This window comes from Oleiharenicola lentus (genome assembly GCF_004118375.1).
Classification (GTDB): Bacteria; Verrucomicrobiota; Verrucomicrobiia; order Opitutales; family Opitutaceae; genus Lacunisphaera; species Lacunisphaera lenta.
This window is the reverse complement of sequence record NZ_SDHX01000001.1, coordinates 1107469-1133615: the sequence shown is the minus strand read 5'-3', so window position 1 is coordinate 1133615 and position 26147 is coordinate 1107469. Positions and strand designations below refer to the sequence as shown.

At 67.6% G+C, this 26147-nt stretch carries 27 protein-coding genes; 5 read left to right on the top strand and 22 right to left on the bottom strand.

Features of this window, described 5'->3' with window-relative positions; translation table 11 throughout:
• Window positions 1-102 precede the first annotated feature (102 nt).
• The 3 genes from ESB00_RS04730 to ESB00_RS04720 all read left to right on the top strand — a co-directional run bounded on the left by ESB00_RS04730 (window position 103) and on the right by ESB00_RS04720 (window position 4640).
• On the top strand, window positions 103-2511 hold the full coding sequence (locus ESB00_RS04730; protein ID WP_129046571.1) for an ABC transporter permease: 2409 nt from the start codon (window positions 103-105) through the stop codon (window positions 2509-2511).
• Window positions 2512-2519: 8 nt separating this feature from the next.
• A complete protein-coding gene (locus ESB00_RS04725; protein WP_164976044.1) occupies window positions 2520-3272 on the top strand; it encodes a tetratricopeptide repeat protein in 753 nt (250 codons plus the stop codon).
• 90 nt (window positions 3273-3362) lie between these two features.
• Window positions 3363-4640, top strand: a complete 1278-nt coding sequence (locus ESB00_RS04720; RefSeq protein ID WP_164976043.1) for an aminopeptidase P N-terminal domain-containing protein — start codon at window positions 3363-3365, stop codon at window positions 4638-4640.
• On the opposite strand, the gene ESB00_RS04715 is transcribed toward ESB00_RS04720, so the two are convergent.
• From ESB00_RS04715 to ESB00_RS04680, 9 genes are all read right to left on the bottom strand, one after another.
• Window positions 4641-7094: a heavy metal translocating P-type ATPase metal-binding domain-containing protein gene (locus ESB00_RS04715; RefSeq protein ID WP_246026406.1), complete on the bottom strand. Its 2454-nt coding sequence runs from the start codon at window positions 7092-7094 to the stop codon at window positions 4641-4643.
• A 1-nt stretch (window position 7095) separates the two neighbouring features.
• On the bottom strand, window positions 7096-7797 hold the full coding sequence (locus ESB00_RS04710; protein WP_129046568.1) for a sulfite exporter TauE/SafE family protein: 702 nt from the start codon (window positions 7795-7797) through the stop codon (window positions 7096-7098).
• Window positions 7794-8048: a hypothetical protein gene (locus ESB00_RS04705; protein ID WP_129046567.1), complete on the bottom strand. Its 255-nt coding sequence runs from the start codon at window positions 8046-8048 to the stop codon at window positions 7794-7796. The genes ESB00_RS04710 and ESB00_RS04705 overlap by 4 nt, the downstream gene beginning before the upstream one ends.
• The gene (gene ccoG / locus ESB00_RS04700; RefSeq protein ID WP_129046566.1) at window positions 8026-9501 is read right to left on the bottom strand and encodes a cytochrome c oxidase accessory protein CcoG; all 1476 of its coding nucleotides are present in this window, start codon (window positions 9499-9501) and stop codon (window positions 8026-8028) included. The genes ESB00_RS04705 and ccoG overlap by 23 nt, the downstream gene beginning before the upstream one ends.
• A gap of 72 nt (window positions 9502-9573) precedes the next feature.
• Window positions 9574-10161 carry a cbb3-type cytochrome c oxidase N-terminal domain-containing protein gene (locus ESB00_RS04695; protein WP_129046565.1) on the bottom strand — a complete coding sequence of 196 codons (588 nt, stop codon included), beginning with the start codon at window positions 10159-10161 and terminating at the stop codon, window positions 9574-9576.
• 7 nt (window positions 10162-10168) lie between these two features.
• Complete coding sequence (locus ESB00_RS19585; protein ID WP_164976042.1) at window positions 10169-10327, bottom strand: hypothetical protein; 159 nt, start codon at window positions 10325-10327, stop codon at window positions 10169-10171.
• A 74-nt stretch (window positions 10328-10401) separates the two neighbouring features.
• On the bottom strand, window positions 10402-12708 hold the full coding sequence (gene ccoN / locus ESB00_RS04690) for a cytochrome-c oxidase, cbb3-type subunit I (RefSeq protein WP_129046564.1): 2307 nt from the start codon (window positions 12706-12708) through the stop codon (window positions 10402-10404).
• Window positions 12709-12728: 20 nt separating this feature from the next.
• Window positions 12729-12986 carry a hypothetical protein gene (locus ESB00_RS04685; RefSeq protein ID WP_129046563.1) on the bottom strand — a complete coding sequence of 86 codons (258 nt, stop codon included), beginning with the start codon at window positions 12984-12986 and terminating at the stop codon, window positions 12729-12731.
• A 24-nt stretch (window positions 12987-13010) separates the two neighbouring features.
• A complete protein-coding gene (locus ESB00_RS04680) occupies window positions 13011-13250 on the bottom strand; it encodes a DUF2934 domain-containing protein (protein ID WP_218938679.1) in 240 nt (79 codons plus the stop codon).
• A gap of 136 nt (window positions 13251-13386) precedes the next feature.
• Between ESB00_RS04680 and ESB00_RS04675 the strand changes: the two genes are divergently transcribed.
• The gene (locus tag ESB00_RS04675) at window positions 13387-13857 is read left to right on the top strand and encodes a hypothetical protein (protein ID WP_129046562.1); all 471 of its coding nucleotides are present in this window, start codon (window positions 13387-13389) and stop codon (window positions 13855-13857) included.
• Here the strand turns inward: ESB00_RS04675 and ESB00_RS04670 are convergent.
• The 5 genes from ESB00_RS04670 to ESB00_RS04650 all read right to left on the bottom strand — a co-directional run bounded on the left by ESB00_RS04670 (window position 13843) and on the right by ESB00_RS04650 (window position 17385).
• Complete coding sequence (locus ESB00_RS04670; RefSeq protein ID WP_246026405.1) at window positions 13843-14757, bottom strand: PocR ligand-binding domain-containing protein; 915 nt, start codon at window positions 14755-14757, stop codon at window positions 13843-13845. The genes ESB00_RS04675 and ESB00_RS04670 overlap by 15 nt on opposite strands.
• A gap of 95 nt (window positions 14758-14852) precedes the next feature.
• Window positions 14853-15317, bottom strand: a complete 465-nt coding sequence (locus ESB00_RS04665; protein ID WP_129046561.1) for a universal stress protein — start codon at window positions 15315-15317, stop codon at window positions 14853-14855.
• Window positions 15318-15405: 88 nt separating this feature from the next.
• Window positions 15406-16128, bottom strand: a complete 723-nt coding sequence (gene ric, locus ESB00_RS04660) for an iron-sulfur cluster repair di-iron protein (RefSeq protein WP_129046560.1) — start codon at window positions 16126-16128, stop codon at window positions 15406-15408.
• 49 nt (window positions 16129-16177) lie between these two features.
• The gene (locus tag ESB00_RS04655) at window positions 16178-16594 is read right to left on the bottom strand and encodes a group III truncated hemoglobin (protein WP_246026404.1); all 417 of its coding nucleotides are present in this window, start codon (window positions 16592-16594) and stop codon (window positions 16178-16180) included.
• A 56-nt stretch (window positions 16595-16650) separates the two neighbouring features.
• On the bottom strand, window positions 16651-17385 hold the full coding sequence (locus ESB00_RS04650) for a Crp/Fnr family transcriptional regulator (protein WP_129046559.1): 735 nt from the start codon (window positions 17383-17385) through the stop codon (window positions 16651-16653).
• 98 nt (window positions 17386-17483) lie between these two features.
• Here ESB00_RS04650 and ESB00_RS04645 point away from each other — a divergent pair, with 98 nt between their 5' ends.
• Window positions 17484-18140 carry a histidine phosphatase family protein gene (locus tag ESB00_RS04645; protein ID WP_129046558.1) on the top strand — a complete coding sequence of 219 codons (657 nt, stop codon included), beginning with the start codon at window positions 17484-17486 and terminating at the stop codon, window positions 18138-18140.
• 77 nt (window positions 18141-18217) lie between these two features.
• On the opposite strand, the gene ESB00_RS04640 is transcribed toward ESB00_RS04645, so the two are convergent.
• From ESB00_RS04640 to ESB00_RS04605, 8 genes are all read right to left on the bottom strand, one after another.
• Window positions 18218-18571 (bottom strand): cupin domain-containing protein, encoded by a 354-nt coding sequence (locus tag ESB00_RS04640; RefSeq protein WP_129046557.1) that lies wholly within the window; start codon window positions 18569-18571, stop codon window positions 18218-18220.
• Window positions 18572-18583: 12 nt separating this feature from the next.
• A complete protein-coding gene (locus tag ESB00_RS04635) occupies window positions 18584-19048 on the bottom strand; it encodes a CopD family protein (RefSeq protein ID WP_129046556.1) in 465 nt (154 codons plus the stop codon).
• Window positions 19049-19103: 55 nt separating this feature from the next.
• Window positions 19104-20333, bottom strand: coding sequence for a hypothetical protein (locus ESB00_RS04630; protein ID WP_129046555.1), 1230 nt, complete (start codon window positions 20331-20333; stop codon window positions 19104-19106).
• Between the two features lie 85 nt (window positions 20334-20418).
• A complete protein-coding gene (locus ESB00_RS04625; RefSeq protein WP_129046554.1) occupies window positions 20419-21885 on the bottom strand; it encodes an ammonia-forming cytochrome c nitrite reductase subunit c552 in 1467 nt (488 codons plus the stop codon).
• Window positions 21886-22105: 220 nt separating this feature from the next.
• Window positions 22106-22582, bottom strand: coding sequence for a cytochrome c nitrite reductase small subunit (gene nrfH / locus ESB00_RS04620; protein ID WP_129046553.1), 477 nt, complete (start codon window positions 22580-22582; stop codon window positions 22106-22108).
• Between the two features lie 88 nt (window positions 22583-22670).
• On the bottom strand, window positions 22671-22904 hold the full coding sequence (locus tag ESB00_RS04615; protein WP_129046552.1) for a DUF2249 domain-containing protein: 234 nt from the start codon (window positions 22902-22904) through the stop codon (window positions 22671-22673).
• A gap of 72 nt (window positions 22905-22976) precedes the next feature.
• Complete coding sequence (locus ESB00_RS04610; RefSeq protein WP_129046551.1) at window positions 22977-25106, bottom strand: cytochrome b N-terminal domain-containing protein; 2130 nt, start codon at window positions 25104-25106, stop codon at window positions 22977-22979.
• Window positions 25103-26065: an SCO family protein gene (locus ESB00_RS04605; RefSeq protein WP_129046550.1), complete on the bottom strand. Its 963-nt coding sequence runs from the start codon at window positions 26063-26065 to the stop codon at window positions 25103-25105. The genes ESB00_RS04610 and ESB00_RS04605 overlap by 4 nt, the downstream gene beginning before the upstream one ends.
• Window positions 26066-26147 lie beyond the last annotated feature (82 nt).

Sequence of the window (26147 nt, the reverse complement as noted above, 5' to 3'; positions counted from 1 at the left end):
CACCAACGATAGTGGACCATGCCCCCGGGTCATGCGCGGGCATGACCATGACCCTGACCTCCGGGCCATGTGCGCGAGGAAGCTTCCTGCTAAGTTACTGGCATGTCTCTCGTCGCCGAGTTCACCTCCGCCCTCCGCCACCTGCGCCGTTCGCCGGGATTCTCCCTGCTGGCCGTGGCCATGCTGGCGCTCGGCATCGGCGCCAACGTCGCGATCTTTTCCCTCTTCCGCTCGATCATCCTGAGCCCGTTGCCCTACCCGGAGGCTGACCGGCTCGTCGGGCTCGGTGCGGTCAACACCGCCAAGGCTCTCGCGATGCCGTCGCTTTCGGCCAGTGACTTCCGCGATTTCAAGGAAAACGCCCGCGCCTACGCCGCACTAGCCGCGTTTCGGCCCAATTTCACTTCCTATCGACCGACCGGAGGCGACGCCGTGCAGCTTGTTGGCGCCCTGGTCACCGAGGATTTCTTTGCCCTCTTCGGCCTGAAGCCGATCCGCGGCCGGATCTTCACGCCCGAGGAATTCAGCGTCGAAGCGGCCCGCAGCGTGGTGATTTCCGAGGGCGTGTGGCGCCGGCTTTTTGGGGAGGACCCGGCCCTGCTCGGCCGCACCATCCTGCTCGACGACCAGGCCGTGACCGTCGTGGGCATCATGCCGGCCGGTTTTCGCGAACCGGAGTTCGTGGACCTGTGGCTGCCGTTCCCCGCCGAGGCACCGGAGAACCTGGCGCGCGACTCGCGTTACTGGACCACGGTGGGCCGGCTCGCGCCCGGCGTGACCGCCACCGCGGCCCAGGCCGAGGCCGTCACGCTCGCCGAATCCCTCGCCCGCGAATACCCGGCCACCAACCGCGGCTGGTCTGCGTCGGTGCGCCCCCTGCTCGATCTGCGGGTGGACGGCCTGCGCGGCACACTGCTGATGTTGGCGGGGGCAGTCGGGCTCGTGTTGCTGGTCGCCTGCGTCAACCTCGCCAACCTCATGCTGGCGCGCGGGGTGTCCCGGCTCGGGGAGTTCGCCGTGCGGCTCGCCCTCGGCGCCAGTTCCGGAACCCTGGCCCGCACCATTCTCTTTGAAAGCCTGCTCCTTGCGCTGGGCGGCGGCCTGCTCGGCACGTTGCTGGCCATCGTGGGCCTGCCGGTCCTGACCGGGCAGCTGCCGCCGGGAATAATTCCCCGCTCGCACGCCGTGGCGGTGGACAGCTGGGCGCTGGCTTTCGCGCTGGGTGTTTCGGGGCTTACCGGGCTTGTGTTCGGTCTGCTGCCCGCATGGCAGGTGCTGCGCACCAATCTCAACGCCACCCTCAAGGCCGGCGGCACCCGCGGCGGCACCGGGCGCTTCGCCAGCCGGGCGCAGGCCGCGCTCATCACCGGCCAGCTGGCGCTGACGCTCATGGTCCTCACCGGGGCGGCCTTGCTGGCGCGCAGCCTGTTCTCGCTGCAACACACGCCGGTGGGCTTCGACGCCCGCGACGTGCTCACGCTGCGCGTGGCCCCGCCCGAGAGCCGCTGGCAGGACTTCGCCGCGCTCAACCGCTACTACGAGCGCCTGGTGGAAACGGCACGCCGCGTGCCGGGCGTGGAGGCCGCGGCCTTTGACTCCAGCGCCCCGCTCTGCGGCATCTCGCTGCGCTATCCGTTCTGGGTGCGCGGCCGCCCGCGCGACGAGGGCAACGCCGACGACGCCGTGTTCAACGCCGTGACGCCGGATTTTCTGAAAACCCTCCGCCTCCCGCTGCTCCGCGGCCGTTTCATCGAGCCCGGCGACGAGCGCACCACGCGCAAGGTCTGCGTCATCAACCAGGCGCTCGCGGAGCGGGCCTTTCCCGGCGAAGATCCGATCGGCCGCCACCTCCAGACCGTGCCCTTTCTGCTCAGCGAGTATCGCGAGATCGTCGGTGTGGTCGCCGACGTGAGACAGGACAACCTCGCCGACGCGCCCCCGCCGCAGATCTACGTGCCGCAGGCCCAATCGCCGTGGTTTTTTGGCACGCTGCTGGTGCGGGTGGCGGGCGGCGCCGCACGGCTGGGCGAACTGCAGGCCGCGTTACGTCAGGCGGACCCGGCCCTGCCGATGGATCTCGTGCCGCTTGAGCGCAACATCGCCCGCACCGCCACGGAGCCGCGATTGCGCACCTTGTTGTTCGGCGGGTTTGCCGCCGCCGCACTCGGCCTCTCGGCCTTCGGACTCTACGCGAGCATGGCGTTCACCACCGGGCAACGTGTGCGCGAAATTGGCGTGCGCATGGCGCTCGGTGCGAGCCCGGCCGGCATTCTCGGTTGGATGCTCCAGCACGCCGGCCGGCTTTGCCTGGCGGGCACGACTCTGGGCCTGCTGGGAGCCGTCGCGTTCGGCCGGGTGCTGGGCAGTTTCTTGCCCGGTGTGACGGCCTTTGATCCGCCCGTGCTGCTGGCCGTCGCGCTTTTCCTGCCGTGCATCGGCCTGCTTGCCGCCGCGGTGCCCGCATGGCGAGCCTCCCGCCTGAATCCCACCCAGGCGCTCCAGCAAGACTGATTTTAACCATGAAAACATCCGTGCTCCTGCTCCTGCTCCTTGCGACCGCCCTCGGCTCCGCGGCGCAAACACCCGTCGAACAAGCCACCGCCGCCCTCAAGGCCGGCGATCTCGCCACCGCCGACTCCTTGCTCTCGCCGCTGGCCGCAGGCGAAAAGCCCGACCCCGCCGTCCTCCAGCAGCTCAGCCTCGTGCGTCTGCGTCAGAACCGGGCGGCCGAGGCCGTCGCCCTCGCCGAGCGCGCCGTGAAACTCGCGCCCGACCAGGCGGGCGCGCACGCCAGCCTTGGTCAGGCGCTGTCGCAGCGCATCGGCGAAGTCGGCTTCATGCAGCAGGCGATGATCGCCGGCCGCATGCGCAAGGCCTTCGAGAAGGCCGCCGAACTGGACCCGCAGCACCTCGGCGCCCTCATCGGCCTGAGCCGCTACTACACCAACGCCCCCGAAATCGCCGGCGGCAGCCCCGTCAAGGCCCGCGAATACGCGCTACGCGTCCACCAGCTCAACCCGGTGCTCGGCGAGTCCGAACTCGGCAACATCGCCGAGAAACAGGAGGACTTCGCGACAGCGCTCACCCACTACGAAGCGCTGGCCAAGCTGCAGGCGGATCACGGCAGGCCCCACTACCTCTGCGGACGCATGCTCGTGCAACTCGGCCGCAAGGACGAGGCCCGCACGCGTTTCGAAACGGCGCTGCGCCACGACCCGAAGCTCGAGGCCGCACAAAAGGCGCTGGCCGAACTAACGCAGCCGGCATCCTGAGCTCCCGATCGCAACACCTGACTTTGCGCAGGCCCTCAACGGTCGGTCATGCAGGATTGCACCAACCGGCTCAGCACCTACGGTCGGTGCATGCAATTTGACTACCCCGCCCGGCGCGAGCGCATCGCCCGGGCGCTGGCCCTGAACCACGAGGTGCTGCTCATCGGCGCAGGCCACCCCATCCCCAAGCCCGAGATCAGCGACGCACTGCTGCCGTTTATCGCCCACCAGGAGTATTACTACCTCACCGGCCACACCGAGGCCATCGGCGGTATCCTCGCCTACGATCCGCGCGACGCAAAATGGACCTCCTTCGTGCCCGAGGTGACGGAACTGGACCGCGTGTGGGAAGGCCGCGAGCAAATCCCTGGCGTGCTCCTGGCCGGGTTTCCCGACTGGCTCGCCGCCCGGCGTGACCGCCCGGTCGTCATGCTCGGCGCCCCCATCGCCGGCGTCTCCTGCGACGAGGCCCGCTCCGCCGCGATCCGCGAGGAATACAAGCACGCCCGCCGCCCCAAGGAACCGGCCGAGGTCGAACTCATGAAACGCGGCGCCGCCGCCACCGCCGCCGGCTACGCCAAGATCCAGCCTTGGCTCCGCGCTGGCGTCAGCGAACGCACGCTCCAGATCGAGCTTGAGACCGAGTATTTTCGCCACGGCGCCCAATGCACGGGCTACGACACCATCATCGGCGCGGGATTGCAGAGCGCGGTCTTCCACGGCTCACCGTCACCGGACCGGCTGCTCCAGGACGGAGACTTCGTGCTGATCGACTCCGGCGCGCAGGTGGATCGCTACGTGACCGACGTCACCCGCACCTACGGCATCGGCCGGCTCTCGGGATTCCAGCGCGACCTTTACCAGGCGGTGCTTGGCGCCCAGCAACGCGCCTGCGAGCGTTGCCGTCCCGGCATGGAGTGGAAGGACCTGCATTTCACGACCGCGGCCGACATGATGTGCAGCCTTGCCGCCATGGGCGTGGTGCGCGGCGACCCCCACCTGCTGGTGGAGCAGGATGTGCACACCCTGTTCTACCCGCACGGCCTCGGCCACATGGTCGGCCTCGGCGTGCGTGACGCCAGCGGCCTCGAGCCGGGCCGCGCCCGTGATCCGCGTCCTTCATTGCGCAGCCTGCGGATGGACCTCGTGCTGCGTGCAGGATACATCGTGACGGTGGAGCCGGGGCTCTACCTGATCCCGGCCATCCTGCGCGATCCGGGCCGGCGCCAGCGTTACGCCAAGGTCGTGAACTGGGACCTCGTGGACCAGCACCTGCACATCGGCGGCGTGCGCATCGAGGACAACATCCTCGTCACCGCCGGCGAGCCGGTAAACCTCACCGCCGCGATCCCGAAGTCACTCGCTTGATCAGACCTTCAGCCAGCGGCGCATCCCCGCGCCGACGATGGCGAGCGAGAGCAGCGAGCTGACGGGCATGAGAATCGCCGCGAGCAACGGGCTCATGTGTCCGCTCACGGCCAGGCCCACGGCGAGCGCGTTGTAGGCCACGGAGAAGACGAGGAGCGCGAGCTGCGTGCGGCGGCGCGCGGTGTTGACCTCAAACAGGCGGCGCAGGCCACGCAGACCCTGGCCCAGGTAGTAGAAATCAGCTTTCCCTTCCAGCACACCGCGATGGATGACCGGGGTGCCGCGCGCGAAGGCCGCATCGAAGGCGAGACTGTCGTTGGCGCCGTCGCCCAGCATCAGGGTGTCGCGCCGGTCGATCATTTGCACCCACGCGGCCTTCTGCTCGGGCGTGCGGCCCGCCACGGCATGATCCGCGGGCAGCCCCAGCATCCGGGCCATAGCGGCCACTTTTTCCGGCCGGTCGCCGCTCAAAATGAAGACCTTGAACCCCTCACACCGCAGCGCGGTGATCTCCTCGACCGCATCCGGTCGCACTGAATCGGCGAAGGCAAACCGCGCCAGCACGACCCCGTCGCAGGCAAACTCGGTGTCATGGGTTCCTTCTGGAGCCGGGGTGCCCTCCCCTCGGTTTTGGGCCCACCCGGGCCGGCCCAGCGACCAGACCCCGGTTGCCGTTTCCAGCCGCACACCGAAGCCGGGCTCCTCCTGAATGGTGCCGGCCAAGGGTTCCAGCCCCGTGCCACCAGCTCCGGCCAGCAAGTTTTCCAGCAGGCTCTGGCTGACAGGATGCGGGTTGTCGCGCACCAAGGTCAGCAAGGCCGCGCGGGCCGCCGGGGCAAGTTCCCCTAGGGCCGCGGGATTGCGTAGCACGGGAGTCTCCAGCGTGAGCGTGCCAGTCTTGTCGAAAAGCAGGTGCCGGATGCGGCTCAAGCGCGGCCAAAGATCGCCCTCGCGGACAAACACGCCGTGCCGGCGCAGCGCCACCGTGGCCATCTCGTCCGCCAGCGGGAAAGCCAGACCAACGGCGCAGGGACAGGAAACGACCAAGACCGCCGTCACCACCGCGAGCGTGTGCACGGGATCGTGCGTGCCCAGCCACCAGAAAACACCGGAGAGAATCGCCGCGGCGAAGATCGCGATCAGGTATCCGCCGACGATGCGTTCCAACATCCGGTGGCGGAAATGGTCGCGACCGGCGGGCTGGAGCAATTTGGCCAGCAGGGACTCGTTCCAGCCCTGCGCGGCCCGCAGCTGGACCTCGCCCCGCGCAAGCGACACCGCCCCGGCCGGCACCCGCCCGCCGAGCCGGTATTCCCGCGGATCGGCCTCGCCCGTGATCCACGCCGTGCCAAAGGCCGCGGCCGACGACTCGAGCTGGGCCTCGACCGGCACCACCTGACCCGAGCGCACACGAAACACATCCCCGGGCCGCAGGTTCTCGACGGGCTGCTCCACCGTGGCGCCCGAAGGCCCGAGCACGCGCACCTTGTGCGGACGGGCCTGCACGCTCAGCAGCCGCCGGCGGTTGCGCTCCACGGCGGCCACCTGCGCCCAGCGACCGACGAGCATCAGCAGGATGAAAGCACCGACGAAATCGAAATACACATACTCCTCGCGCCCGGTGGCCCACCCGAAGAACGACCCGGCATAAGCGCCAATGATGCCGATGGCGATGGGCAGGTCGATGTGCAGCACGCCGCTGCGCAAGGCCTGCCAGGCCCGGCTGAGAAAATAACTGCCGCCGCTCAGCAGGCTGAGCGTGGCGAACACCATCGCCAGAGTGCCGAAGAGGGGCGCGTAGCGAAAGCCGGCCTCCATGCCGAAATAGGTCGGCAGGGCGAACAGCATGATGTTCATCGAGAACGCCGCACACAGGCCGAGGCGGCGCACGAGCAGGCGGCTCTCCGGCACGGCCGGCTCCTCGCCCGGCGGCCCCACGAGATAGTTGAAGGACTGCAGGGCGCGGGCAAAGCCCGGGGCATCAAACTCGCCGCGCGCCCAGCGCAGGCGCAGGCGCCCCAGCTGCGCGTCGGTCTCGATGCCGAGCGCCCCCTTCTGCTGGTGAAACACCTTTTCGATCAGCCACACGCAGCCGGCACAGGAGATGCCCTGCACCTCCAGCAGCAGCGCGGGCGTGCCGGGCACTTTTTCCGCCTCCGCTTGCAGCTCGGCCAGCCAGGCAAAGTCCCGCGGCTGGAAAACCAGCTGGTCCACGGGCGCGACCACCGTGTCGCGAATCTTGTAATAGCCCTCCAGCCCATGCTCGTGCACGAGACGGAAAACATAGGAGCAGCCCGCACAGCAAAAGCCGCTCTCCCGCGCAGGGTCCGTTTGCAGCGGCGTGCCGCAGTGCCGGCAGTGGTGGACGGGGACGGCTTGCGGGGCGCGCAGTCCACGCACTCGCACCATCGGGCTCGCATCCCCGCCCACCAAATTTTGCCGGAAATCGCTCATGTCAGAAGCACACGAAATCGTTCACCCCCGGGCCGCCGAGGCCCAGTGTCCCGCGCAGCCGCCAGACGAGGACGGCGGCCACGACGAGCGCGAGCGCGGTCTGGATGCGGCCGAGCCATACCGGCCCGATGCGCACGCGGATGAGGTGGTAGTTGGCCTGCGCAAACCACAGCAGCGGCACCGTGCCGAGACCGAAGGCGAGCAGCGTCTCGGCGCCATTCAGGGCGGAACCCGACAGCAGCGCGAGCGACAGCAGAAAATACAGCGGACCACAGGGCAGCAGCGGAGTGGCGAGTCCCAGCACGGCCGCGGCCTTGAGCCGCGAACCGCCGCGCAGCCGCTGGGTGACGGCCGCATAGGCCCGCCCGATCACCGGCAGCCGCGGCAGGCGCTGGTCGAAGCGCACGGCGACAGCGACAAAGAACGCCACCAGCAACCACGGCAGGTAGCGCAGAGCGCCCTCGCCGATGAAGGACAACGGCACGCGGCCCATCCCGCCCACGAGCGCACCCAGCAGCGAGTAGCCGACGAGGCGGGTGACATGATAGACCGTCGCCACCGTGTGCGGATCGGCCTCATCGCGCCGGGCGGGCATGACCGAGCACGCCAGCGGGCCGCACATGCCGGCGCAGTGCAGGCTGGTCACCAGCCCGGCGAGCAGCGCCGAGACGGGCCCCGTGATGCCGGCCAGTTCGTGCGTCATGGCTTCGCCTCCTGGGTTGCGAGCGGCACCGTGCGTGTGTCGATCCGCCGCGAGGCGATGAACAGCACCGTCCACAGCACCCCGAGAAACAGGAAGCCGGCGGCGACCCAAAGCCAGAGGGACCATGCCGTCTTCTGCGCCTTTTGTCGGGTCGGTGCTTGCGCCGCCCCCGGAAGCGAGCCCTCAAGGTCGCCGCCAGCGGCGACCCTACAAGGAGTGATCCCCGTCTCAACGCTGGACGCCTTTTTCACGGTCTTCCTCCTCTAGCAGTTTCGGCTCGGGCCCCATGAATTCCACGGCGCGCGAGAGTTGGTAGGTGTGAGCCGAGTCTTCGACCCGGACGGTAAAGTGGAACGGACCGGTGTAGTGCTTGCGGTCCACAATCAGCACCAGCGGACTGACCGACTCGGCGAGCGGCCCGAGGGTGACCGGCGCGGTGAAGCCGCTTTGCTGAACCCCGGCGGGAACGCCTTCGGTCGAGACCACAAACGTGGCCGGCTCGGTGCGTTTGTTCAGCAGCCGCACCATGAACTGGTTCCGCACGTCGCCGGGGCTCACGAAATAGGCCGCGCCGCTCATGCGATAGACGAGGAAGTTCGCCGGCTTCACCGTCGAAAACGCGTAGGTCGCGACCGCCGTGCCGACGAGCAGCAGGATGAAGTAAACGATGATGCGCGGGCGAATCCAGCGGGTGCGACCGCCGTCGAGCCCGATGAAGGAATCGTAGCGCACGAGGCCCGTCGGCCGGTGAACCTTGGTCATGACCTCGTCGCAGGCGTCGATGCAGGCCGCGCACCCGATGCACTCGAGCTGGAGGCCGTGACGGATGTCGATGCCGGTCGGGCAGACCTGCACGCAGCGGTTGCAGGCCACGCAGGCGCCGGCATCGGGCGTGCCGAGCTTGCCGCGCGGCTCGCCGCGCTTGCTGTCGTAGCCGATCACCATCGAGTGGTCGTCGGTCAACGCCGACTGCAGGCGTCCGTAAGGGCAGATCACGATGCAGAGCTGCTCGCGGAACCACGCGAAATTGAAATACAGGATGCCCGCGGCGATGAAGACGAAGAGGAAGGCCGCCCAGTGATCGCGGGGGGCCTCGCGCATCATTTGCCATACCTCGGGCAGGCTCACGAAGTAGCTGAGAAATATGTGGGTGATGACGAGCGACGCCACGGCATAGAGCGCATGCTTGAGGATGCGCCGCCCGGCCTTGCCGGCGGTGAGGGGCGCGGCCTGAAGCGCACGTCGGGCGGGAGCATCGCCGTCAATCCAGCGTTCGATCACCCGGTAAACATGCTCGAGATAGACCGTCTGCGGGCAGGCCCAGCCGCACCAGAGACGGCCGAAGAGCGCCGTCAGGAAAAAGAGCGCGAAGCCCAGCCCCGTCACGCCGAAGAACAGCAGCCAGGCATCCTGCGCCGCGAGGGTGAAACCGAAGAAGTGGAAACGGCTGCCGGCGATGTCGAGGAGGACGGCCGGGTAGCCGTTGACCGGAATCCAGGGCAGGGCGACGTAGAAGGCGATCAGCGCCCAGCCGCTCCAGCGGCGCATCCGGGTGAAACGGCCGTGGACGTCGGCCGGATGGATGTCGCGCCGCGAACCGTCACTCGCGATAGTCGTGACCGAGTCCACGCTCGGCCGGTAGGGCGACGCGGGACGCGGGCGGGAGGGTTCGGGATTCGTGGGAACTTTGGGATCGGCGCTCATGCGTGGTTTGAGCGGGTGGAGACCGCGCTGCGCGCGGGCTAGACCTGCGCAGAGCGCAGGTTCCACCTTGATTTACTTGGGAGTCTCGACGGTGACGGGTTCTCCTTTGCGGTGATGGGAAAGAAGGAAGGCCACGACCTCGGCGGTCTTTTTCTGGCCGAGCACGGGCTCCCAGGCCGGCATGCCCTTGGCCAGGACGCCGGCCGAGACGGTGTGGTAGACTTCCTTCGGCGTGCCACCGTGAATCCAGGCGGTGTCGGTGAGGTCGGGACCGACCGCCGCCGGGTTCTCGCCCTTGCCCCGGAGGCTGGCGAGGTGGCAGGCGGCGCACAGGGAGGTGTAAGTCTGCTTGCCGGCCTCGACGAAGACCGGATTGCCGCTCATCTCCCAGAAGATGTCGTCGTTGGTCACGTCGATGGAGCCGGCCATCTTGACGGCGGCGATGCGGGCCATCTCGGCGTCCACCTGCGTCCCGTCGGCCGGAACCACCTTGGCCACCATGTGGGCGAACCAATAGACGATGGAGAACGCGATGGCGCCGTAGAGGGTGTAGAGCCACCAGTTGGGCAGCCGCTGGTCGAACTCCTGAATGCCGTCATAGACGTGGTTACGGAGTTTCGGACCGTTCTGACCGGGCGGAGGTTGCGGAGGCTGGGTCATGGCGGGATCAGTTGTGCTCGAGGGGCATCCGGGCGAGACGCTCGCTCTGCGCGGGTTTCATGCGGCTCGCGCGCCACGCGGCGACCACATAAACGAGCGACGCCACGGCGAGGGCGACGACGGGAAAAATGAGCTGCCAGTCTTCGTAGATGATGCGGCGGAACATGGTGAATTCTCCTATTTTCGATTTTGGATTCTCGATTTTTGATTGTTTGGAGTCTGGAATTTGGCGTTTGGGATTTACCGCGCAGCGGTTCCGGTGGGCTCCCACTTCTTGCCCAGCGACTGGAGGTAGGCGATGAGGGCGACGATCTCCTTGTCGGGCTCGGTGTAGCGGCCCTGGTCGCGCAGCTCGCTGGCGATCTGCTTGGCCTGGGCCCTGGCGAGGGCGTCGATCTCGGCGGGCGACCAGTTGGGGAACGGCACGCCGAGCAGGCGCTGCACGCGGATCTTGGAGCTGAGCGCCGCGTAGTCGGTGGCCTTCTCGTGCAGCCATGAGTAGGACGGCATGTTCGACCCGGTCGAGATGGCGCGCGGGTCGCGCATGTGGTCGTAGTGCCAGGCATGGTTGTATTTGCCGCCGACGCGGGAGAGATCCGGACCGGTGCGCTTGGAACCCCACTGATAGGGATGGTCCCAGATGGATTCGCCGAGGCGCGAGTAGTCACCGTAACGCATCACGTCGGGCACGAGCGTGCGGATCATCTGCGAGTGGCAGGTGTAGCAGCCCTCGCTGACATAGAGGTCGCGCCCCGCGAGCTCGAGCGGCGTGTAAACCTGGGCCACGCGGTCCTCGGTCTGGAGCCGGCGCTCGATGGTGAGCATCGGGATGATCTGGATGAGGCCGCCGACGGCAACGGAGAGAAAGGTCAGCACGGTGAACGGCAGTGCGTTCAGCAGGAGGCGGTCATACCAGTCGCCCCAGGCCTTGCCGCGGGACTGGAAGTGACCGATGGCGAGCAGCACGCAGAACGCGGTCGCAATCAGGCCGAGGATGTTGAGCCAGCCGCTGGTAAACATCCAGATGAAGGCCGCCAGCAGGCCGAGCGTGGAGAAAACCACGGGGGCGCTGAAGATCGTGCCGCCGGCCCCGAGCTTCTCGTCGGCGCGGTGCGGCTCCGGGAAGACCTCCATGGTGCCGTTCACCGCCTGGGTCCCGGCGATCGAGCGCCAGATGTTGTAGGCCATGATGATGAAGCCGACCAGGTAGAGGGCGCCACCCACGACGCGCAGGAGCATGAGGGGGCGGATGGCGTTCAGCGTCTCGAGGAAGTTCGGATACTTGAGGATAGTGCCGCCCTCGGCCGTGGCGTTCAGCATGAGACCCTGGCTGATGCCCGAGGCCCACATGGCGGCCACGTAGAGGAGGATGCCGAACATCCCGAGCCAGAAGTGCAGGTTGGCGAGCGACTCGGAATGGAGCTTCGTCTTCCACAGGCGCGGCACGAGCCAGTAGAACATGCCCGCGGCCATGAAGCCGTTCCAGCCGAGCGCGCCGGCGTGGACGTGGCCGATGATCCAGTCGGTGTAGTGACCGAGGGCGTTGACCGCCTTGATGGACAGCAGCGGCCCCTCAAAAGTGGCCATGCCGTAGTAGGTGACGCCGGCGGCGAAGAACTTGATGACGGGATCGGTGCGCAGCTTGCCCCAGGCGCCGCGGAGCGTGAGCAGGCCGTTGAGCATGCCGCCCCACGACGGGGCCCACAGCATCAGCGAGAAGGTCATGCCGAGCAGCTGGAGCCAGTTGGGCAACGCGGTATTGAGCAGATGGTGCGGACCGGCCCAGATGTAGAGGAACACGAGCGACCAGAAATGGATCACCGACAGCCGGTAGGAATAAACCGGCCGCTCCGCCGCCTTCGGCAGGAAGTAATACATGATGCCCAGGATCGGCGTGGTCAGGAAGAACGCCACGGCGTTGTGGCCATACCACCACTGGACGAGGCCGTCCTGCACGCCGCCGAAGACCGGGTAGCTGTGCACCAGCGAGGTCGGGATGGACAGGTGGTTGACGATGTAGAGCATCGCCACGGTGATGATCGTCGCGATGTAGAACCAGATGGCGACGTAGAGGGACTTCTCGTGGCGCTTTGCCAGCGTCCAGAAGAAGTTCACGGCAAACACGACCCAGATGACGGCGACGGCGATGTTGATCGGCCAGATCAGCTCGGCGTATTCCTTGCCGCGGGTGAGACCGAGCGGGAGCGTGATGGCGGCTGCGACAATGATCAGCTGCCAGCCCCAGAAGTGGAGGTTGGACAGGAAATCACTCGCGAGCCGGGCCTTCACCAGGCGCTGCGTCGAGTAGTAGATGCCGGCAAACATCATGTTGCCGACGAACGCGAAGATGACCGCGTTGGTGTGCAACGGGCGCAGGCGGCCAAAGGTCAGCCACTGCTGGCCGAGGTTGGCCTGCCAGAAATTGAGCTGGGTGGCGATCAGCACGCCGACCAGCATGCCGACTATGCCCCAGAGGACGGCCGCGAGCATGAACTGCCGCACGACCTTGTCGTTGAATTCGATGGTTATTTTTTGTCCGTTCGTCATGGCGGGTGCGTGGAAGAGAATCAGAAATGGGCGGGGTCCTGCTCATCGCGGCGGCGGAGGCAGTGCGCGCAGGGCGTGCGTTGTCCAGACCGGCAGGCGCACGCCCGATCGGCGTGGTGCTGCGCACCGCTTGCCTGCGGAAACTCGTCCGCCAAAGGCAGGAGCGAGTCGCGTTCGGGGCTGGTCAGGTGGCGGCGGCGCTGCTCGTGCAGGAAAAGCACGACGAAGGTGCCGGCCAGCAACAGACTGAAGAATACGGTAAGAGGAATGACAGACATGGCGTGGATTATGTCTGCCCCAGCCTAGCAGATCACGGCATCCGCCGGCTGCGCATTCCTTGCGCTAGACGCGGCGGGCTTTGGCAAATTCCGCACAGTCACCTTGACCGGGGCGGTGTGCCGCAGGCGCTCGCGGGCCGCGAACCAGAATTCCTGATCCCGCCCCACCGGACGGCCAGCCTCTTCCCAGAGGAAATAGGCGGCGTGTTGGATATCCTTTTCGGCCGGCTCGCCCAGCCGGATGATGTGTTGTCGTGGGTTCATGGGACCACGATAACCCGCTCCGGCCCCGGGCGCTCCGCGCCGCTTGGCCTTCGTTGCGCGAGACTTGCCCAAGAAATGCGCAATGGCCGCCAAGCGCTGCGGCGCAACCCGGCCCGCACTGTGGCATGATCGCCGCGTGACTCCCTCCTCCGTCCAGTGCCTGGCAGGGCTGGGTCCCGCCATCAAGCAGGAGTGGGCCGAGCTGCTGCGTGGCGAGCCGACCATCACCCCCCTCGGCCGTCCCGACACGCTCGTCTTCCTGATGGACGCGACGCTGGCGCAGCTTTTTGCCGGACTTGAGGACAAGACGGCCCAGCAACAGTGGCTCAAGCAATGCGCCCCGGTGGTCGGCCCGGTGCACAACTACTGCGCCTGCGGGTTGAACCCGCTGCTCAAATACTTCACGACCGGCGAACTGGCCGTGCGGGCCGCCGCCCATGGCAAGCTCGGCGGCGAGATCGAGGAAGTCCTGCTGCGTTTCCGCGCGCTGGCCCAGCGCGAGATCGAGACGCTCTGCTCGGTTTGCCAGCACAAGGGTGTGCCGGGTTGCTGCGAGATGGCGGGCAAGGCCCACCACCTGCCGCCCTCCCACTCAACCCGCCGCTGATTGGCGCTGGAGCTTCTCGCGCCAGACGGTCGGCGCCTCGCCGGCGATCTTGCGGAACACCCGGTTGAACTGCGATAGCGACTGGAAGCCCGCCTCGTAGGCGGCCTCGCTGATGCGCTTGTGCGGGTTCAAGAGCAGGTTTTTCACCTTCTCGACGCGCACGCGGGCGAGATAGTCGGTGAAGGTCAGGCCCGTGGCCTGCTTGAACATCTTGCAGAAATAAAACGCGCTCGTGTTCACCGCGCCGGCGACCTGGCGCAGGGACATTTCCTCGTGCTGGTGCTCGGCGATATAGACCTTCGCCCGGGTGATCATGGGCGACTCGGCCTGTTTGGCCGCCACCATGAGCTGGTTGCTCAGCGAGGCGAGGTGCTGGGCGAAGATGGTCAGCAGGCGGAGCACGGCCTCGTATTGCTTCTTCTCCAGGACGCGGGTCTGGAACCAGGCCTCCTCCAGCTTCTTCAGGTCGGCATCGACGCCGTAGTTGATAAGTTCGCGGGTGACCTTCTTGAAATCGCGGCCGCTGGGCTTGTGCAGGAGGATCTGGCCGGTCTGGAGGAAAGCCACGAGGTTCTCGCCCACCCGCACGGGCACGGCGGAGTCACATAGACCGGCGAAGCACTTGAGCGTCTTCGGCTCCATGCGGGCCTCCTCCTCAACCTTGCGCTGGAGCTGCAGGCAGGCGGCGCAGGTCTGGTTGGTCTTCGCCATGAGGGCGCAGAAGGGCGCCTCCTTGGGGTCGTTGTGGTGCGGCAGGTCGAAGGCCTCGATGGGCCGCAGGTTGATCGGCAGACCGGTTGTCTCACGGAAAGCCTTCTCGTAATCCTTGAAAATATCCGATTCCCGGAGCTGGCGGACCAGTTCCCGGCTGTGGCGGGCATTGTCAGACGTGGTAACCACGCCTTCACACAAGCGTTCTGTCGGCCGGGTGCAAATACGATATTATCCCGCCGCTCCGTCACCAGAGCGGCTAAGCAGGCCTAGCAGCGGGCTTTCTAGCCTCCGCGCGGCGCCCGTCGGCCGGCCGGCGGCACCACCAGCACCGGACACGGCGCCTTTTTCAACACGCCATGGGTGGTGCTCCCGACCAGCAGGTCGTAGATCGCGCCGTGGCCGTGGCTGCCCATCACGATGCAACTGGCGTGGGCCGAGGCCGCCTTGGCGAGGATGGCGGCGACGGGTGCGCCCTCGCGCAGCACCGACGTCGTCAGCAATCCGCGTTTCTCGCACCGGTGCTCCACGGCACGGAGCTTGCGGGCGGCGATCTTTTTGGCGGCACCGACCAGTTCGGTCAGCTTGCCGTCGTCGAACGCATAGACTTCGCTCATCATCACCGGGGGCGGCTGGACGATGTGCATCAGGATGAGCCTGGCCCCGGTGAGCCGGGCGAGGTCGCTGGCCGTGTCGCAGACCCGCACCGTCGCCGGCGAAAGGTCGAGGGGAACTAGGATCGTTTTCATGGCAACGATACTATACTCCCCCTCACCCGTTCCGGGTGCGCGGATCTTGCCCGGCTGCGGGCGGGGATTGTGCGGCTGCCGCGAGGGCTCAGGCCGAGACCAGGGCCAGCGCCCGCGGGAACATCACGTTGTTCTCCTTGTGCACGTGGCGGTGCAGGTCGGCCTCGAAGCGGGCCAGCCCGTGCAGCAGGGCGCGGTGGGTGTTGCAGGCGTCCGCATCGGGCGTGAACCCGTCGGTCAGCTCCCGCAGCCGCTCCGTCGCGCGACCGGCACTGTCATGTTCTTCTTCCATGCAGCGGATCGGGTCGCCGATCGAGGAGGCAAAGCCCCCGCGGAGGCCGCCCTCGATCTGCCGGACCAGCGGAAACAGCACCGCCTCCTCCTTGTGCATGTGCTGGAACATTTCCTGGGTCAGGCTGACGACCGTGGTGGCCATCTCCTGCAACCGCGCATCGCGATGACCGTGCTTGTAGGCCACGCGCTCCGCCATCTCGGCCAGGCGCGGCAACTCTTCCTTCAGGTAGGCGTGATGGGTATGCTCGATGTGGTCGGCCAGGTCCTTCAGCGACATGCCCGCGGCATCCACTTCCGCCGGACCGGAGGCCAGCGCGGCGGCAGCGGCGTCCAGCAGTGCGATGACGGTGGTGACGGAAAGTCCGCGGCTTTCACTGGCGGCCGCCAGGCTTTGCTTGCCGCCGCAACAGTAGTCGATGCGCAGCTCTTCAAAAATCCGGGCGAGGCCGGGACGGGTGGCGACGAGATCGCCGATGCGGGAGTCGGGAGTGAGGTCAGACAGGGTCGTGGTGCTCATGATGGAGCCCCACCCTACCCGCCTGGCGGCCGCCTTGCCTTGATGCGGATCAAGCGGGCGGAAATTTTCCGCCGCCGTGCAGGGTGATGATCTGACGCAACCGCTGGCCGATGCCTTCGGCCAGGGCGATCAGCTCCCCGGCTTCCCGCGCCGGCAGGTGGGCGCGGCAATGCCGGGCCCAGAGCCCGAGCCAGGCCGCGAAATGCCTCTCCTCCAGTCCGAGGGACACATGCTTGAAGGGCATGGGGCCGGCGTAGCGCGCCGGGCCGCCGGTCGCGCCCGACCAAAAGTCAGCGATCTTTTCCAAATGGGCCGGCCAGTCGTGGATGTGCGCGGCAAAAATCGGCGCGATCTCCTGATGCTGACGGACGTCGGCGTAGAAATACCGCAGCATTTGCAGCAAACGCGGACGACCACCGAGGCGGTCGAACAAAGGTGCGGGAAGAGCGGGATCGGTCAGGGCCATGGGGCGGATTCCTGCGGGAGTATGCGCCGGAACGTCCGGCGGGGCCTTGACCGGCGTCAAGCACCCGGCGCGCCGACTTCGCCGAGATTGCGGCGTAGCATCGACCCGAGCCGGGCGGCGTCGTGCACCTTGATACTCTTGGCTGCGACCGTAATGAGCCGGTCATCGCGCAACCGGGCCAGCGTGCGGGAAAGCGTTTCGCTGCTGGTGCCCAGTTCTGCCGCGAGCACCCGCTTGGTGCCGGGCAGCTCGATGACCCCGTCCTTCGCGTCACGCCCGTGCTTCACCAGCCAGTTGAGCATGCGGGTCTCGACATCCTTGAGCGTGAGGTCGTCCAGGGCGCCCACCAGCACGCGCAGGTGCGCGCTCATGGAGCCGAGCATGCGCAGCGCGAGATCCGGCCGGCGGCCGATCAGCTCGAGGATGGGGGCCTTGGGGATCAGCAGCACGGTGGAAGGCTCGACCGCGCGCGCGTTGGCCGGATAACCGGTGGCCGAGGCCAGTGCCGCCTCGGCAAACGACTCGCCCATGCGGAACACGTGGATGACCTGCTCCTTGCCGGCGGCGCTCACGCGGTGCACGTTGATCGCGCCGGTCTGCACGACGTAGAAACCACGCGAAGATTCGCCCTCGTGGAAGAGATAATCGTCCTTGGCCAGCCGCAGCACCAAAGTGAAGCCGGCGATGGCGGCCAGGTCCTCCGGTGACAACCCGGTGAAGAGCTGGCAGCAACGCAGGGAACTGACGAGTCCGGTTAGCTTGAGATCGGCGGCGCGTGGGGCGGTCGGCATCGGGCGCAAGCTAGCACGGGGTTTGCGCGCAAGTCGCGCCTGAAGTGTGCCGTCTGGCGACTTGACCGTCGGGCCACGGAGCGCGCATCACCGTGGGCATGCAAGGAAGCGAACTGCTTGCCACCCTCTCCACCCTCCCGGCGGACCGCGCCGCCGCCGTGCTGCGCCACGCCGCCCGCCACCCGATCGCGGATCCGCGCGAACCGCTGGCGGCGGAGCTGACGGAGGCGGGGCACCGCGACGCCGAGGCCTTCGGCGCGGCGATCCGCGGCTTCGACCGGGTGCGCCTCTTTCACAGTCCGGTCAAACGCTGCCAGCAGACGGCCGAGCGCGTCGCGGCCGGCGCAGCGCGGGCGGGGCTGAACGTCGAACTGGTGGGCACGCGGCCGGAACTGGGCGTCGCCTACATCCTCGACCAAATCGAGACGGGCCGGCTGAGCGGCCTGCATGGCGAGAAGTTTGTGCGGCTCTGGTTCACCAACCAGGTCTCGGAGCAGCTGATCCTGCGCGCGCCCGATATCGCCCGGCGCAAACTCGCCTACGTCACGGCCAGGTTGCGGGAGCCCGTCGCCGGCGGCCGGCGGCTCGACCTGCACGTCTCGCACGATTGGAACGTGCTCATCCTGCGCGAACTCCTGCTCGGCGTGCGCCACGAGGAAGCCGGCTGGGCGACGTTCCTCGACGGCGTGGCCTTCACCGCCGAGGCTGAGTCCCTCCGGGCGTTCTATCGGGAGCGGGATGCGTTGGTTTCTTAATCGGAGATGTTCACCACAAAGACTCGACGTCACAAAGTTCTGATCGACCCAGTCTTTGTGTCTCTGCGTCTCTCTGGCTAATCAAGCGGCTTGGCCGGCGGCGTCGCCTGCGTGATGAGAATCGTCAGATCCTCGACAGCGCGCACGGCGTGCGGCAGCTTCGGCGGCATGTGCAGGAGATCGCCCGCGACCATCCTTTGTTTGCGGTCGGGAAACGTGAACTCGCAGACGCCCGCCAACACCTGCACCAGCGCGCGGGCCGGGGTCGTGTGCTCGGACAGTTCCTGACCGGCGGCAAAACGGAACAGCGTCACGCGCAGGCCGGGCGCGGTGAGCACAGCCTGGCTCACGATGCCGTGGGCTACATTTTGCGCGGGAGCCGTCAGCGGGCATACGGCGGCTTGGTCGGAGGGAAGGAGGGCGGCGGACATGGCGGTTTTGGTTCAGGGTTGAAAAAAGGGAAAACCGCCCAGACGCGCACTGGCGCCGGCCAGCACAAAGAGCACGGAGAGCCCCGTGACGCCGGCAATGTGCCAGGCCATCACCGGGAGGTTGTCGTCGTTGAGGCGCGGGATGACGCGTGTCTTGGCATGGATCGCCAGCGCGGCAGTGCCCGCGAGGCAGAGGATTTTCACGTGCACGATGTGCGCGAGCGGCGCGTCGCTGAACCAGTTCGCCGGCGCGCCGAGCAGCCGGTGCGCCAGCCACAGACCGGTGACAATCTGCACGGCCAAAGCGGGCATGCCGACGCGTTCGTAGCCCTGCTCGAAATCGGTGAGGATAGATGCGCGTTTTGCGCGCAGCGCCCGCGGCAACACCGTTGTGGCCAGCACGACGTGTCCGCCGGTCCAAATCGTGGCGCCGAGAATATGGAGCGTCAGCAAGGTATAATAGAGGGTGGTTCTCATGGCATGGCGAACGCCCCACCCTAGCCCAAGGCCGCGCCGCGCGCCTTGACGCAGGTCATGCCGCCGGCAAATCGGACCCGCGCGGCCGGAGCACCGCCACCCCCGCCACGATAAGGGCGGAGGCGACCAACAGGGGCAGCGGCAGCATCCAGCCGAACGGCAGACCACCCACGAAGGTCGGCACTACCAGCAAAGACTCCGTGATCGCCGTGCCCGCGAGCAACAGACCCGCGCCCAACCGCAACCGCGCTCCGGCCGGCAACCAACCGCACCCGTGCGCCCAGACAAGCAGAGCGGGCGTCACGAGACCGAGAAAAACGAGATGCAGGAAGGCGATGGCCACGAAGCGCTGCTGGGTGAGTTCGGCGAGCCCGGGCCAGGGGCCGGCAAGGTGCAGGACATGTTTGAGCAGCCAGGCCCCCAGGGCAACAAACGCCAACAAACGCACGACTCGGTCAGCCGGCAAAGGCACGCCGCGCACGGCGCAGACAAAACGCACCGCGCCGACAGCCTGCATCACGCCGCCCGCTACCGCAATCCAGCCGACCACGGCCGGCGGTCCGCACCAAAGCGTCGAAAGCGCAAAGGTCAGTAACCCGCCGACGGCGAGCCACCACGCGGCGCCGGTTGCGGCGGTGTCATCCACGCGCCAGCCCCGCTCCTGCGCGCGTTGCAGCAGCAGGGCCTGCAGGAAAAACGGAAACCAGCCGTTGTATTGGCAGTGCAGGTAGAAATAGATCGCGAGCGTGTAGGCGGGCGACTCGCGCAGCCCCAGCGCCGGCAACACGCCGAGGGCGAGCGGCCCGCCGCCGGACAGGATCATAAACGCGAGCGCCAGCCGCAGATGCGGCCGCGCCGCCGGGACCGCGCGGTTCCGGCGCCAGAGCTTCACCGCGAACACGAACGCCGCGGCCATGTGCAGCGTGGAAAAAGCGATGCTGGCCGGGGCGTAGCCCTGGAAGGGAAACGTGCCCAGCATGCCCAGCACGGCGAGCTGCATCGCCCACCAGATCCGGTCGTAGTCGCGCGTCTCCTCCGGCGGCACGAAATGCCGCAGCGCGACGACCAGAAACGCGTTGAACACCCACCCGAGGAAGGCGACGTGCGAGTGCGCGTGAAGCAGGTGGTTGTATTCCAGCGTCGTCCACGGCCACACCCACTGGAGCCGCAAGCCGAGGCCAATCAGGACGGAGACGAGCAAGAACCCCCACGCGACGCGGAAGCGCCGGGCCAGCGAGGCGTCGGGCGGGAATTCGGGAATTACTGTGGGCGTGCCGCGATTCATGTTTTGGCGATGTGCCGCGGATCTCACGACCCGCGATCCATTCGGCGCGCGGCAGCATGAGTCGGGAGACCCATGCCACCCGAACTTACTTCAGGGCGCCCGCAACGGCACCGCCGCCCGCCGGCCTGGTCTCCTTCGCAACGGCGATTTCGCCCTGGCGGGCATAGTCGATCGCCTCGGCGAGGATGCGCGCAGCCTCCTGCGGGGCGTGGAAGCCCATCGAGTTTTCGGCCGCCACGAAGTCGAGGCGCCACTGCGCCTTGCGGTGCAGGTCTCGGGCGGTTTTGAGCTGATCGTCGGTGGCGCCGGCTTTCTGGGCCAAGGCGATGGCGTCCAACAGGCCGACCACCGCCGCCTCGCCGCGCGTGAGCAGCGCGGCGTTGCGGTCCTGCACAAGGAGCGCTCGCGCCTTGATTTCCTGCTCGGGGATACGGTGACAGGACTGGCAGGCCTGGGCGACGTTGAGCAGCGGGGAGCGGACATGGTGGTTGCTGACCTTGATGGCGCCCTCGCGGACATAAGGCATGTGGCAGTCGGCGCAGGCCACACCGCTGCGGGCATGAATGCCCTGGCTCCACATCTCGAACTCCGGGTGCTGGGCCTTCAGGATGGGCGCGCCGCTCTCCTTGTTCTTGAAGTCGGTGTGCCCGACCTCGTTGTAGTAGGTCTCGATCTGCTCGACCTTCAGGCCCTTGTCCCACGGGTAGGTCACGAGCTTCTTGTCGCCCTTGAAGTAATATTCGACGTGGCACTGCGCGCAGACCATCGAGCGCATTTCCTGGCGCGTGGCGTCCGAGTTGGGCTCATAGCGCCCCTTGCGACCGTCCTTGCGCCAGCGCTCGATGCTGGGCAGGTGCGGCGTCGGGTAGTCGGAATTGGCGAGCGCGCGGATGCCGTTGAGGAAGCCGGGGCGGTTGACGCGCAGGTTCATGGTCTCGGCGTCGTGACAGTCGATGCAGGAGACCGGATGCTCCACGAGTTTGGTCGCCTCGCTGTAGGGCATGGCGCAGACGACCTCGAAGCCCTTCTGAATCTGCTCTTCCCAATGCTCCTTGCCCGCGGGGATGCCGGCCTTGATGCCCTCCTTGCGGTAGGTGTCCACCGCGGAGGCGTGGCACTGGAGGCAGGCGCCGGGCTGCTTGAAGTTCTTCACTCGCTCCGTCTCGCGCTGATCGATGAGCATGTAGGCGTGGCCGCGTTCCTCGCGGTAATCCACGGCGAAGGCGTAGCCCGCAAACAGCCGGCGCCACACCGGATCCTTGTCGAGGTGCTGGAAGGCCTCGCTGCCACCGTGGTTCGTGCGCTCGGTGTCCACGGTGCGCCGGTAGCTGTCGTATTGGCGCGGGTAGTTCTTGCCCCAGATCGCGGGGTCCACGGTCTCGTCGCTCACCTCGACGACGCGGAACACGTCCTTGGTGGCCTCGGCCTTCCGGGCGACGATGTTCTGGTAGAGCATCAGCGTGAGAAAGGTGGCGCCGGCCGTGGCGGCGAGGATCGCGATGAGCGCCCAGGTGGCGAGGCCGTGCTGACGGGAGTCGGGGGTGGTTTTCATGGCGGGAGGGGCGAGGCAGCTAGGTTATAAATCTACGGATGAACGACCCGAACGTCGCAAAACTCCCCGCACCGTCATCCTGAGCGCAGCGAAGGATCCAGGCAGACGGCGCGTGATGCGACTTCCCCTTGGATCCTTCGCACGGCTCAGGATGACGCGCGCGTTGGGTTGGTTCTGATTCGAGTGTATTCGTGTTCATTCGTGGCGGTTGAATGAAAGTTCACTTCATCGGCCCGTGGCCGACCTCGCGGTGACAATGGAGACAATCGAGCATCTTCTGCGGGTCGCCGGGGTGGGTGTTGATGCCATCCACGATCTGCTGGTGGCAGGACACGCAGTTTTCCTGGAGCACGGCGATGTTCCGTTTGCGGATGATGATCGGCTCGTGAAAATCCTGGAGCGTGAAACCCTTGGAGTGCCAGAAGCCGTTTTCGGCCTTGCTGAGGTATTTCGGGATGAAGCTGTGCGGCGTGTGGCAGTCGTTGCAGGTGGCGACGGCATGGTGCGGGCCCTTCAGCCAGCCGTCGAACTGCTCGCGCATGATGTGGCAGTTCACGCACGCCGTGGGGTCGTTGGAAAAATACGACAGCCCGTGCGCGTAGGTAAACGTATAGCCGCCGAGGCCCGCGAACAGTCCCAGCGTGGCGGCGATGGCCACGAGCAGAAGCATGCGGGTGCGAGGCGGGGGCAGGGTCATCGCAAGTCAGAGCAACGACCCCAGTAAGAGCGGCCCGCGTGCGCGCGCCAAGCCCTTGTTGGAAAAGTTTTCGTCACACGCGGCCGTCTCACTCCCGCCAGAAACTCACGGCCCACGCGCCGTCGGCGCGGTGCTCCATCGCGGACGCGAAGCCTTCGCTCTTCAGCAGCTCAATAAGAGGCGCGGGCATGAAGGGCGCGAGGATCGTGACGCCCTGCCCCGCCGCAAGCGCATCCACGCGCGAGCGGATGGCATCGAAGGGCTCCTCGCCGCGCGCCAGCAGCGGCCGGACATCGAAGGTCTTGAAATGGCTTGGTTTCATCGGTGGTTCACGTGAGGCGGACAGGATAGCACCGGAAGCGGGGCGCCGCCTTGATGCAGGTCATGCTTGGACTCAGGGCGCCCAGATAAAACCGGCTTCGGGCTCGTAGGCGAGGACATGTCGGCGTCGAGCCTGCGCGGTCCACTCGGCGCGCCAACGGCGGGCCGGCTCGCCCGTGGTGTCACCGCGGGTCCACAGGTAAACCTCGGCGGTTTGGGCCCCGGGCGCGAGACGCCACCGCACCTCGCCGACCGCCATGCCGTCGGAAGTAAAACCCTTGGGGCGCACGACGTGCTCCTCGGTGCGGCCGTTGACCGTCACCCGCACGACCACCGGTTGCCGCGTGCGCTGCACCGGTTGCGCGGCGCGCATGTGCACCGGTCGCTGGTCCTCGCCCGCCGGCGTCGCGTCGGCGGCCACGCCTTCGACCCAGTCGCCGTAAGTGCGGAACATCACGATGAACTCCGGCTCCGGCGGCTCGGGGCTGCGGAATGGCGCGTTCGCCAGCGCCAGCAGCCCGGCCAGTCCGGCCACCGCGACGCCGAGGCCCGCGAGCCAGCCCGCGGTGCGCCCGGTGTGCACCGCCGGGGCCGGGTCTGCCGCCCGGAGCAGACCGGCGGCCACCATGGCCAGCCGTTCCGGGCGGATCGGATCGAAGTCCACGTGCGCGACGCGAAGCGGATCGGCGCGGTTGGGCCGGAGCGCAGGCTCGCGCGTGCCGGAGATGCGCGCCGGCATCCACCGGTTGCCCTCGCGGCCGAAGGTCTCGGCCGAGCCGCACCCCACGATGAGCACGGCCGCGGCGCCCTTCGTCACGAGCCGTTCGATGAGCTTCGGCTCGACCCAACCGGAACAGGGCACGGGACGGACCGTGTAGCCGGGCAGCCGCCGCGCCCAGCCCACATGATCGAAAAGTTCCCAGCCACCGTCACCCTGCGCACAGACAAAGGCGATCGCCGGCCGCGCCCCGCGCGCGTGTTCCGTCGCGACCATTCCCTCCAGCTCGCGCCCGACCCGCCGCGCGTCGAACCACGCGAGCCCGATGCCCTGGGTGTCGCAGGCCCCGGCACAGATGCCGCAGCCGATACAGCGGTCGGGGTCCACCTGCGCCTGCGAGGGAAAGGGTTTCCCGTCCGTGCGCGGCACCATCGTGATGGCGCCGAAGGGGCAGTCGTGCGAGCAAAGCGTGCATGAAAAGCAGCGAGAAACATCCACGGTCGCCTGGAAAGCCGGGCGGAGCCGGCGGCGGGCGAGCCACCACGGCACGGTGAAGAGTCCGGCGGCGGCCAGTCCGGCCGCCAGCCAGAGTCCGGGGCCGCTGAGCCGCGCGGTCAGTTGCAACGGCCACAAAAACCACCAGTCCAGGCTGAACGCCGCCGGCTTCACCGCCAGATGGGCCGACGCGGCATTGGTGGCCGGCACGAGCAGGGCCGCAACGAACACCGCCCCGGTGAGCCAGGCCGTGAGCCGGCGGTCGGGCAGCAGGCGCGACCGGCTCAGGCGCGCCAGATGCAGGGCCAGCCCACCGGTGATCGCGAGCGGCAGCACCATGTGCAGAAAGAACACCACGAAGAACAGCAGCGAGGGCACCGTGCGGTCATGGTTGAAGAGCGGCAGCATCGGCTCGCCGAACACCGGCAGCACGTCCACCGCCTTCATCGTGCCCGTGGCAACGAGCTGCGCGCGCTCGTCCCACACCAGCCAGTAACCCGTCCAGCCGATGAACCAGACGAGACCGAGCATCCCCACGCCGCTCACCCAGGCCAACCAGCGCGCATCGGCGAACTTGCGCGCCAGCAGCGTGCGGAGCGCGTGCAGCAGCATGAGCAGCATCGCCAGGTCCGAGGAATAGCGGTGGACGCTGCGCACGATCCCGCCGGCGGAACGCGGACCCAGTTCCGCCAGCGACGACCACGCCGACTGCACACTGGCCGAATACCAGATCAGCAGCAGCACGCCCGAGAGCGTGGCGAGCAGCAGCATGGCGTTGGTCGCCGGCCCGAGCTGCGCCAGCGGATTGAGCGCCCGCGGCCAGACGCGCTCAATCAGCGTGTCGAGGCGCGTGAGAAGCGCTTCGCCCGCGGCAAACAGCCGCGCGGCGCGGACCGGCGGCTGAGGCGGAACAGCCCCCGGCGTAGGACCAGCGCCCAGATTGTCCGCCAGCGCCTCGCAGTCCGGTTCAGGATGCGGGTGTGCGCTCATTCGCGGAGCAGGTGCAGCAGGCCCTCGCGCAGCCAGGCGCGGTGGCGCGGGTCGAGCGTGAAGCGGAAGGCGATGCGGCCCTCGCGATCAATCAGTAGGAAGAGATTCGCGTGATTCAGGACCCCCGTCTCCGGATCGCGCGTGACGGAGAACTGCAGGCTCTTGAGCAGGTCGCGCATCTCGTCGGGGCGCTCGCCATTGACGTAACGGAACTCGGGAAACGCCAGCCCCTGCGCGCCGGCCATGGCGTCCATGATCTCGGCAGTCTCGTATTCGGGGTTGAGCGACAGCGCGACGACGTGCAACCCGGCGCGGTCAGCGGCGGGCAGTTCGCCCAGCACGGCGCGCAGCTCCTTGAATACTTCCGGGCACGCCGTCGAACATGAGGCATAGACGCCGGTCACGAGCACCACCTGCCCGCGCAGGTCGGCGAGGCGGAAGGGCGTGCCCTTCTGGTCCACGAGCGGCTTGTCAGGCACCGCAAGCTGCACGCGGATGCGTTCGCCGGGAAACGGCGGGAGCACAGCCCCGCCGGCACGATCGCTCTGCGCATACCCGACCAGCCCGGCCACCGCGGCCGCGACCACGACCAGGCCGGCCGCCGCCGCCCGCAGGTGGCGGAGCCACAGCGCCGGCGAGCGCAGCTGCACCACCGTATCGCGCCAAAGCACTCCGGCCACGAGCACGACCATGACGGGCTCGAGCAACATGATGCTGACGGCGGCCCACGACATGCCGCCCGTGCGCGGGTCGCCCTGGTAGCACCATTGCTGGAAATCCCGCACGAAGCCGCCCAGCGCACCCTCTCCGGTCGGGCCGAAGATGGTCAGCAGCAGGAACGCCTCGTAGCCGGTCAGCGCCGCGCCCAAAAACACCAGCAGGCCCGGTCCGGTGAAGAAGCGGGAGCCGGCGGAGGCAGCGGCCGGCGGGGCGTCAGGGGCGTGGGCGGGGATGAGCATGTTTGCTTGGTTGTAGGGCGGGGTCTCCGAACCCCGCCACGGACGTGTTACCGCGATCGACGCAAGGCGGGGTTCGGAGACC

Coding starts and splice junctions, on each gene's coding strand:
- ESB00_RS04635 (WP_129046556.1), bottom strand. CDS start 19,048: ATGAGAACCACCCTCTATTATACCTTGCTGACGCTCCATATTCTCGGC.
- ESB00_RS04630 (WP_129046555.1), bottom strand. CDS start 20,333: ATGAATCGCGGCACGCCCACAGTAATTCCCGAATTCCCGCCCGACGCC.
- ESB00_RS04640 (WP_129046557.1), bottom strand. CDS start 18,571: ATGTCCGCCGCCCTCCTTCCCTCCGACCAAGCCGCCGTATGCCCGCTG.
- ESB00_RS19585 (WP_164976042.1), bottom strand. CDS start 10,327: ATGTTCCGCCGCATCATCTACGAAGACTGGCAGCTCATTTTTCCCGTC.
- ESB00_RS04725 (WP_164976044.1), top strand. CDS start 2,520: ATGAAAACATCCGTGCTCCTGCTCCTGCTCCTTGCGACCGCCCTCGGC.
- ESB00_RS04650 (WP_129046559.1), bottom strand. CDS start 17,385: ATGCCGACCGCCCCACGCGCCGCCGATCTCAAGCTAACCGGACTCGTC.
- ESB00_RS04680 (WP_218938679.1), bottom strand. CDS start 13,250: ATGAACCCACGACAACACATCATCCGGCTGGGCGAGCCGGCCGAAAAG.
- ESB00_RS04605 (WP_129046550.1), bottom strand. CDS start 26,065: ATGCTCATCCCCGCCCACGCCCCTGACGCCCCGCCGGCCGCTGCCTCC.
- ESB00_RS04685 (WP_129046563.1), bottom strand. CDS start 12,986: ATGTCTGTCATTCCTCTTACCGTATTCTTCAGTCTGTTGCTGGCCGGC.
- ESB00_RS04665 (WP_129046561.1), bottom strand. CDS start 15,317: ATGAAAACGATCCTAGTTCCCCTCGACCTTTCGCCGGCGACGGTGCGG.
- ccoN (WP_129046564.1), bottom strand. CDS start 12,708: ATGACGAACGGACAAAAAATAACCATCGAATTCAACGACAAGGTCGTG.
- ESB00_RS04645 (WP_129046558.1), top strand. CDS start 17,484: ATGCAAGGAAGCGAACTGCTTGCCACCCTCTCCACCCTCCCGGCGGAC.
- ESB00_RS04730 (WP_129046571.1), top strand. CDS start 103: ATGTCTCTCGTCGCCGAGTTCACCTCCGCCCTCCGCCACCTGCGCCGT.
- ESB00_RS04625 (WP_129046554.1), bottom strand. CDS start 21,885: ATGAAAACCACCCCCGACTCCCGTCAGCACGGCCTCGCCACCTGGGCG.
- ric (WP_129046560.1), bottom strand. CDS start 16,128: ATGAGCACCACGACCCTGTCTGACCTCACTCCCGACTCCCGCATCGGC.
- ESB00_RS04695 (WP_129046565.1), bottom strand. CDS start 10,161: ATGACCCAGCCTCCGCAACCTCCGCCCGGTCAGAACGGTCCGAAACTC.
- ESB00_RS04655 (WP_246026404.1), bottom strand. CDS start 16,594: ATGGCCCTGACCGATCCCGCTCTTCCCGCACCTTTGTTCGACCGCCTC.
- ESB00_RS04710 (WP_129046568.1), bottom strand. CDS start 7,797: ATGACGCACGAACTGGCCGGCATCACGGGGCCCGTCTCGGCGCTGCTC.
- nrfH (WP_129046553.1), bottom strand. CDS start 22,582: ATGACCCTGCCCCCGCCTCGCACCCGCATGCTTCTGCTCGTGGCCATC.
- ESB00_RS04610 (WP_129046551.1), bottom strand. CDS start 25,106: ATGAGCGCACACCCGCATCCTGAACCGGACTGCGAGGCGCTGGCGGAC.
- ccoG (WP_129046566.1), bottom strand. CDS start 9,501: ATGAGCGCCGATCCCAAAGTTCCCACGAATCCCGAACCCTCCCGCCCG.
- ESB00_RS04615 (WP_129046552.1), bottom strand. CDS start 22,904: ATGAAACCAAGCCATTTCAAGACCTTCGATGTCCGGCCGCTGCTGGCG.
- ESB00_RS04715 (WP_246026406.1), bottom strand. CDS start 7,094: ATGAGCGATTTCCGGCAAAATTTGGTGGGCGGGGATGCGAGCCCGATG.
- ESB00_RS04720 (WP_164976043.1), top strand. CDS start 3,363: ATGCAATTTGACTACCCCGCCCGGCGCGAGCGCATCGCCCGGGCGCTG.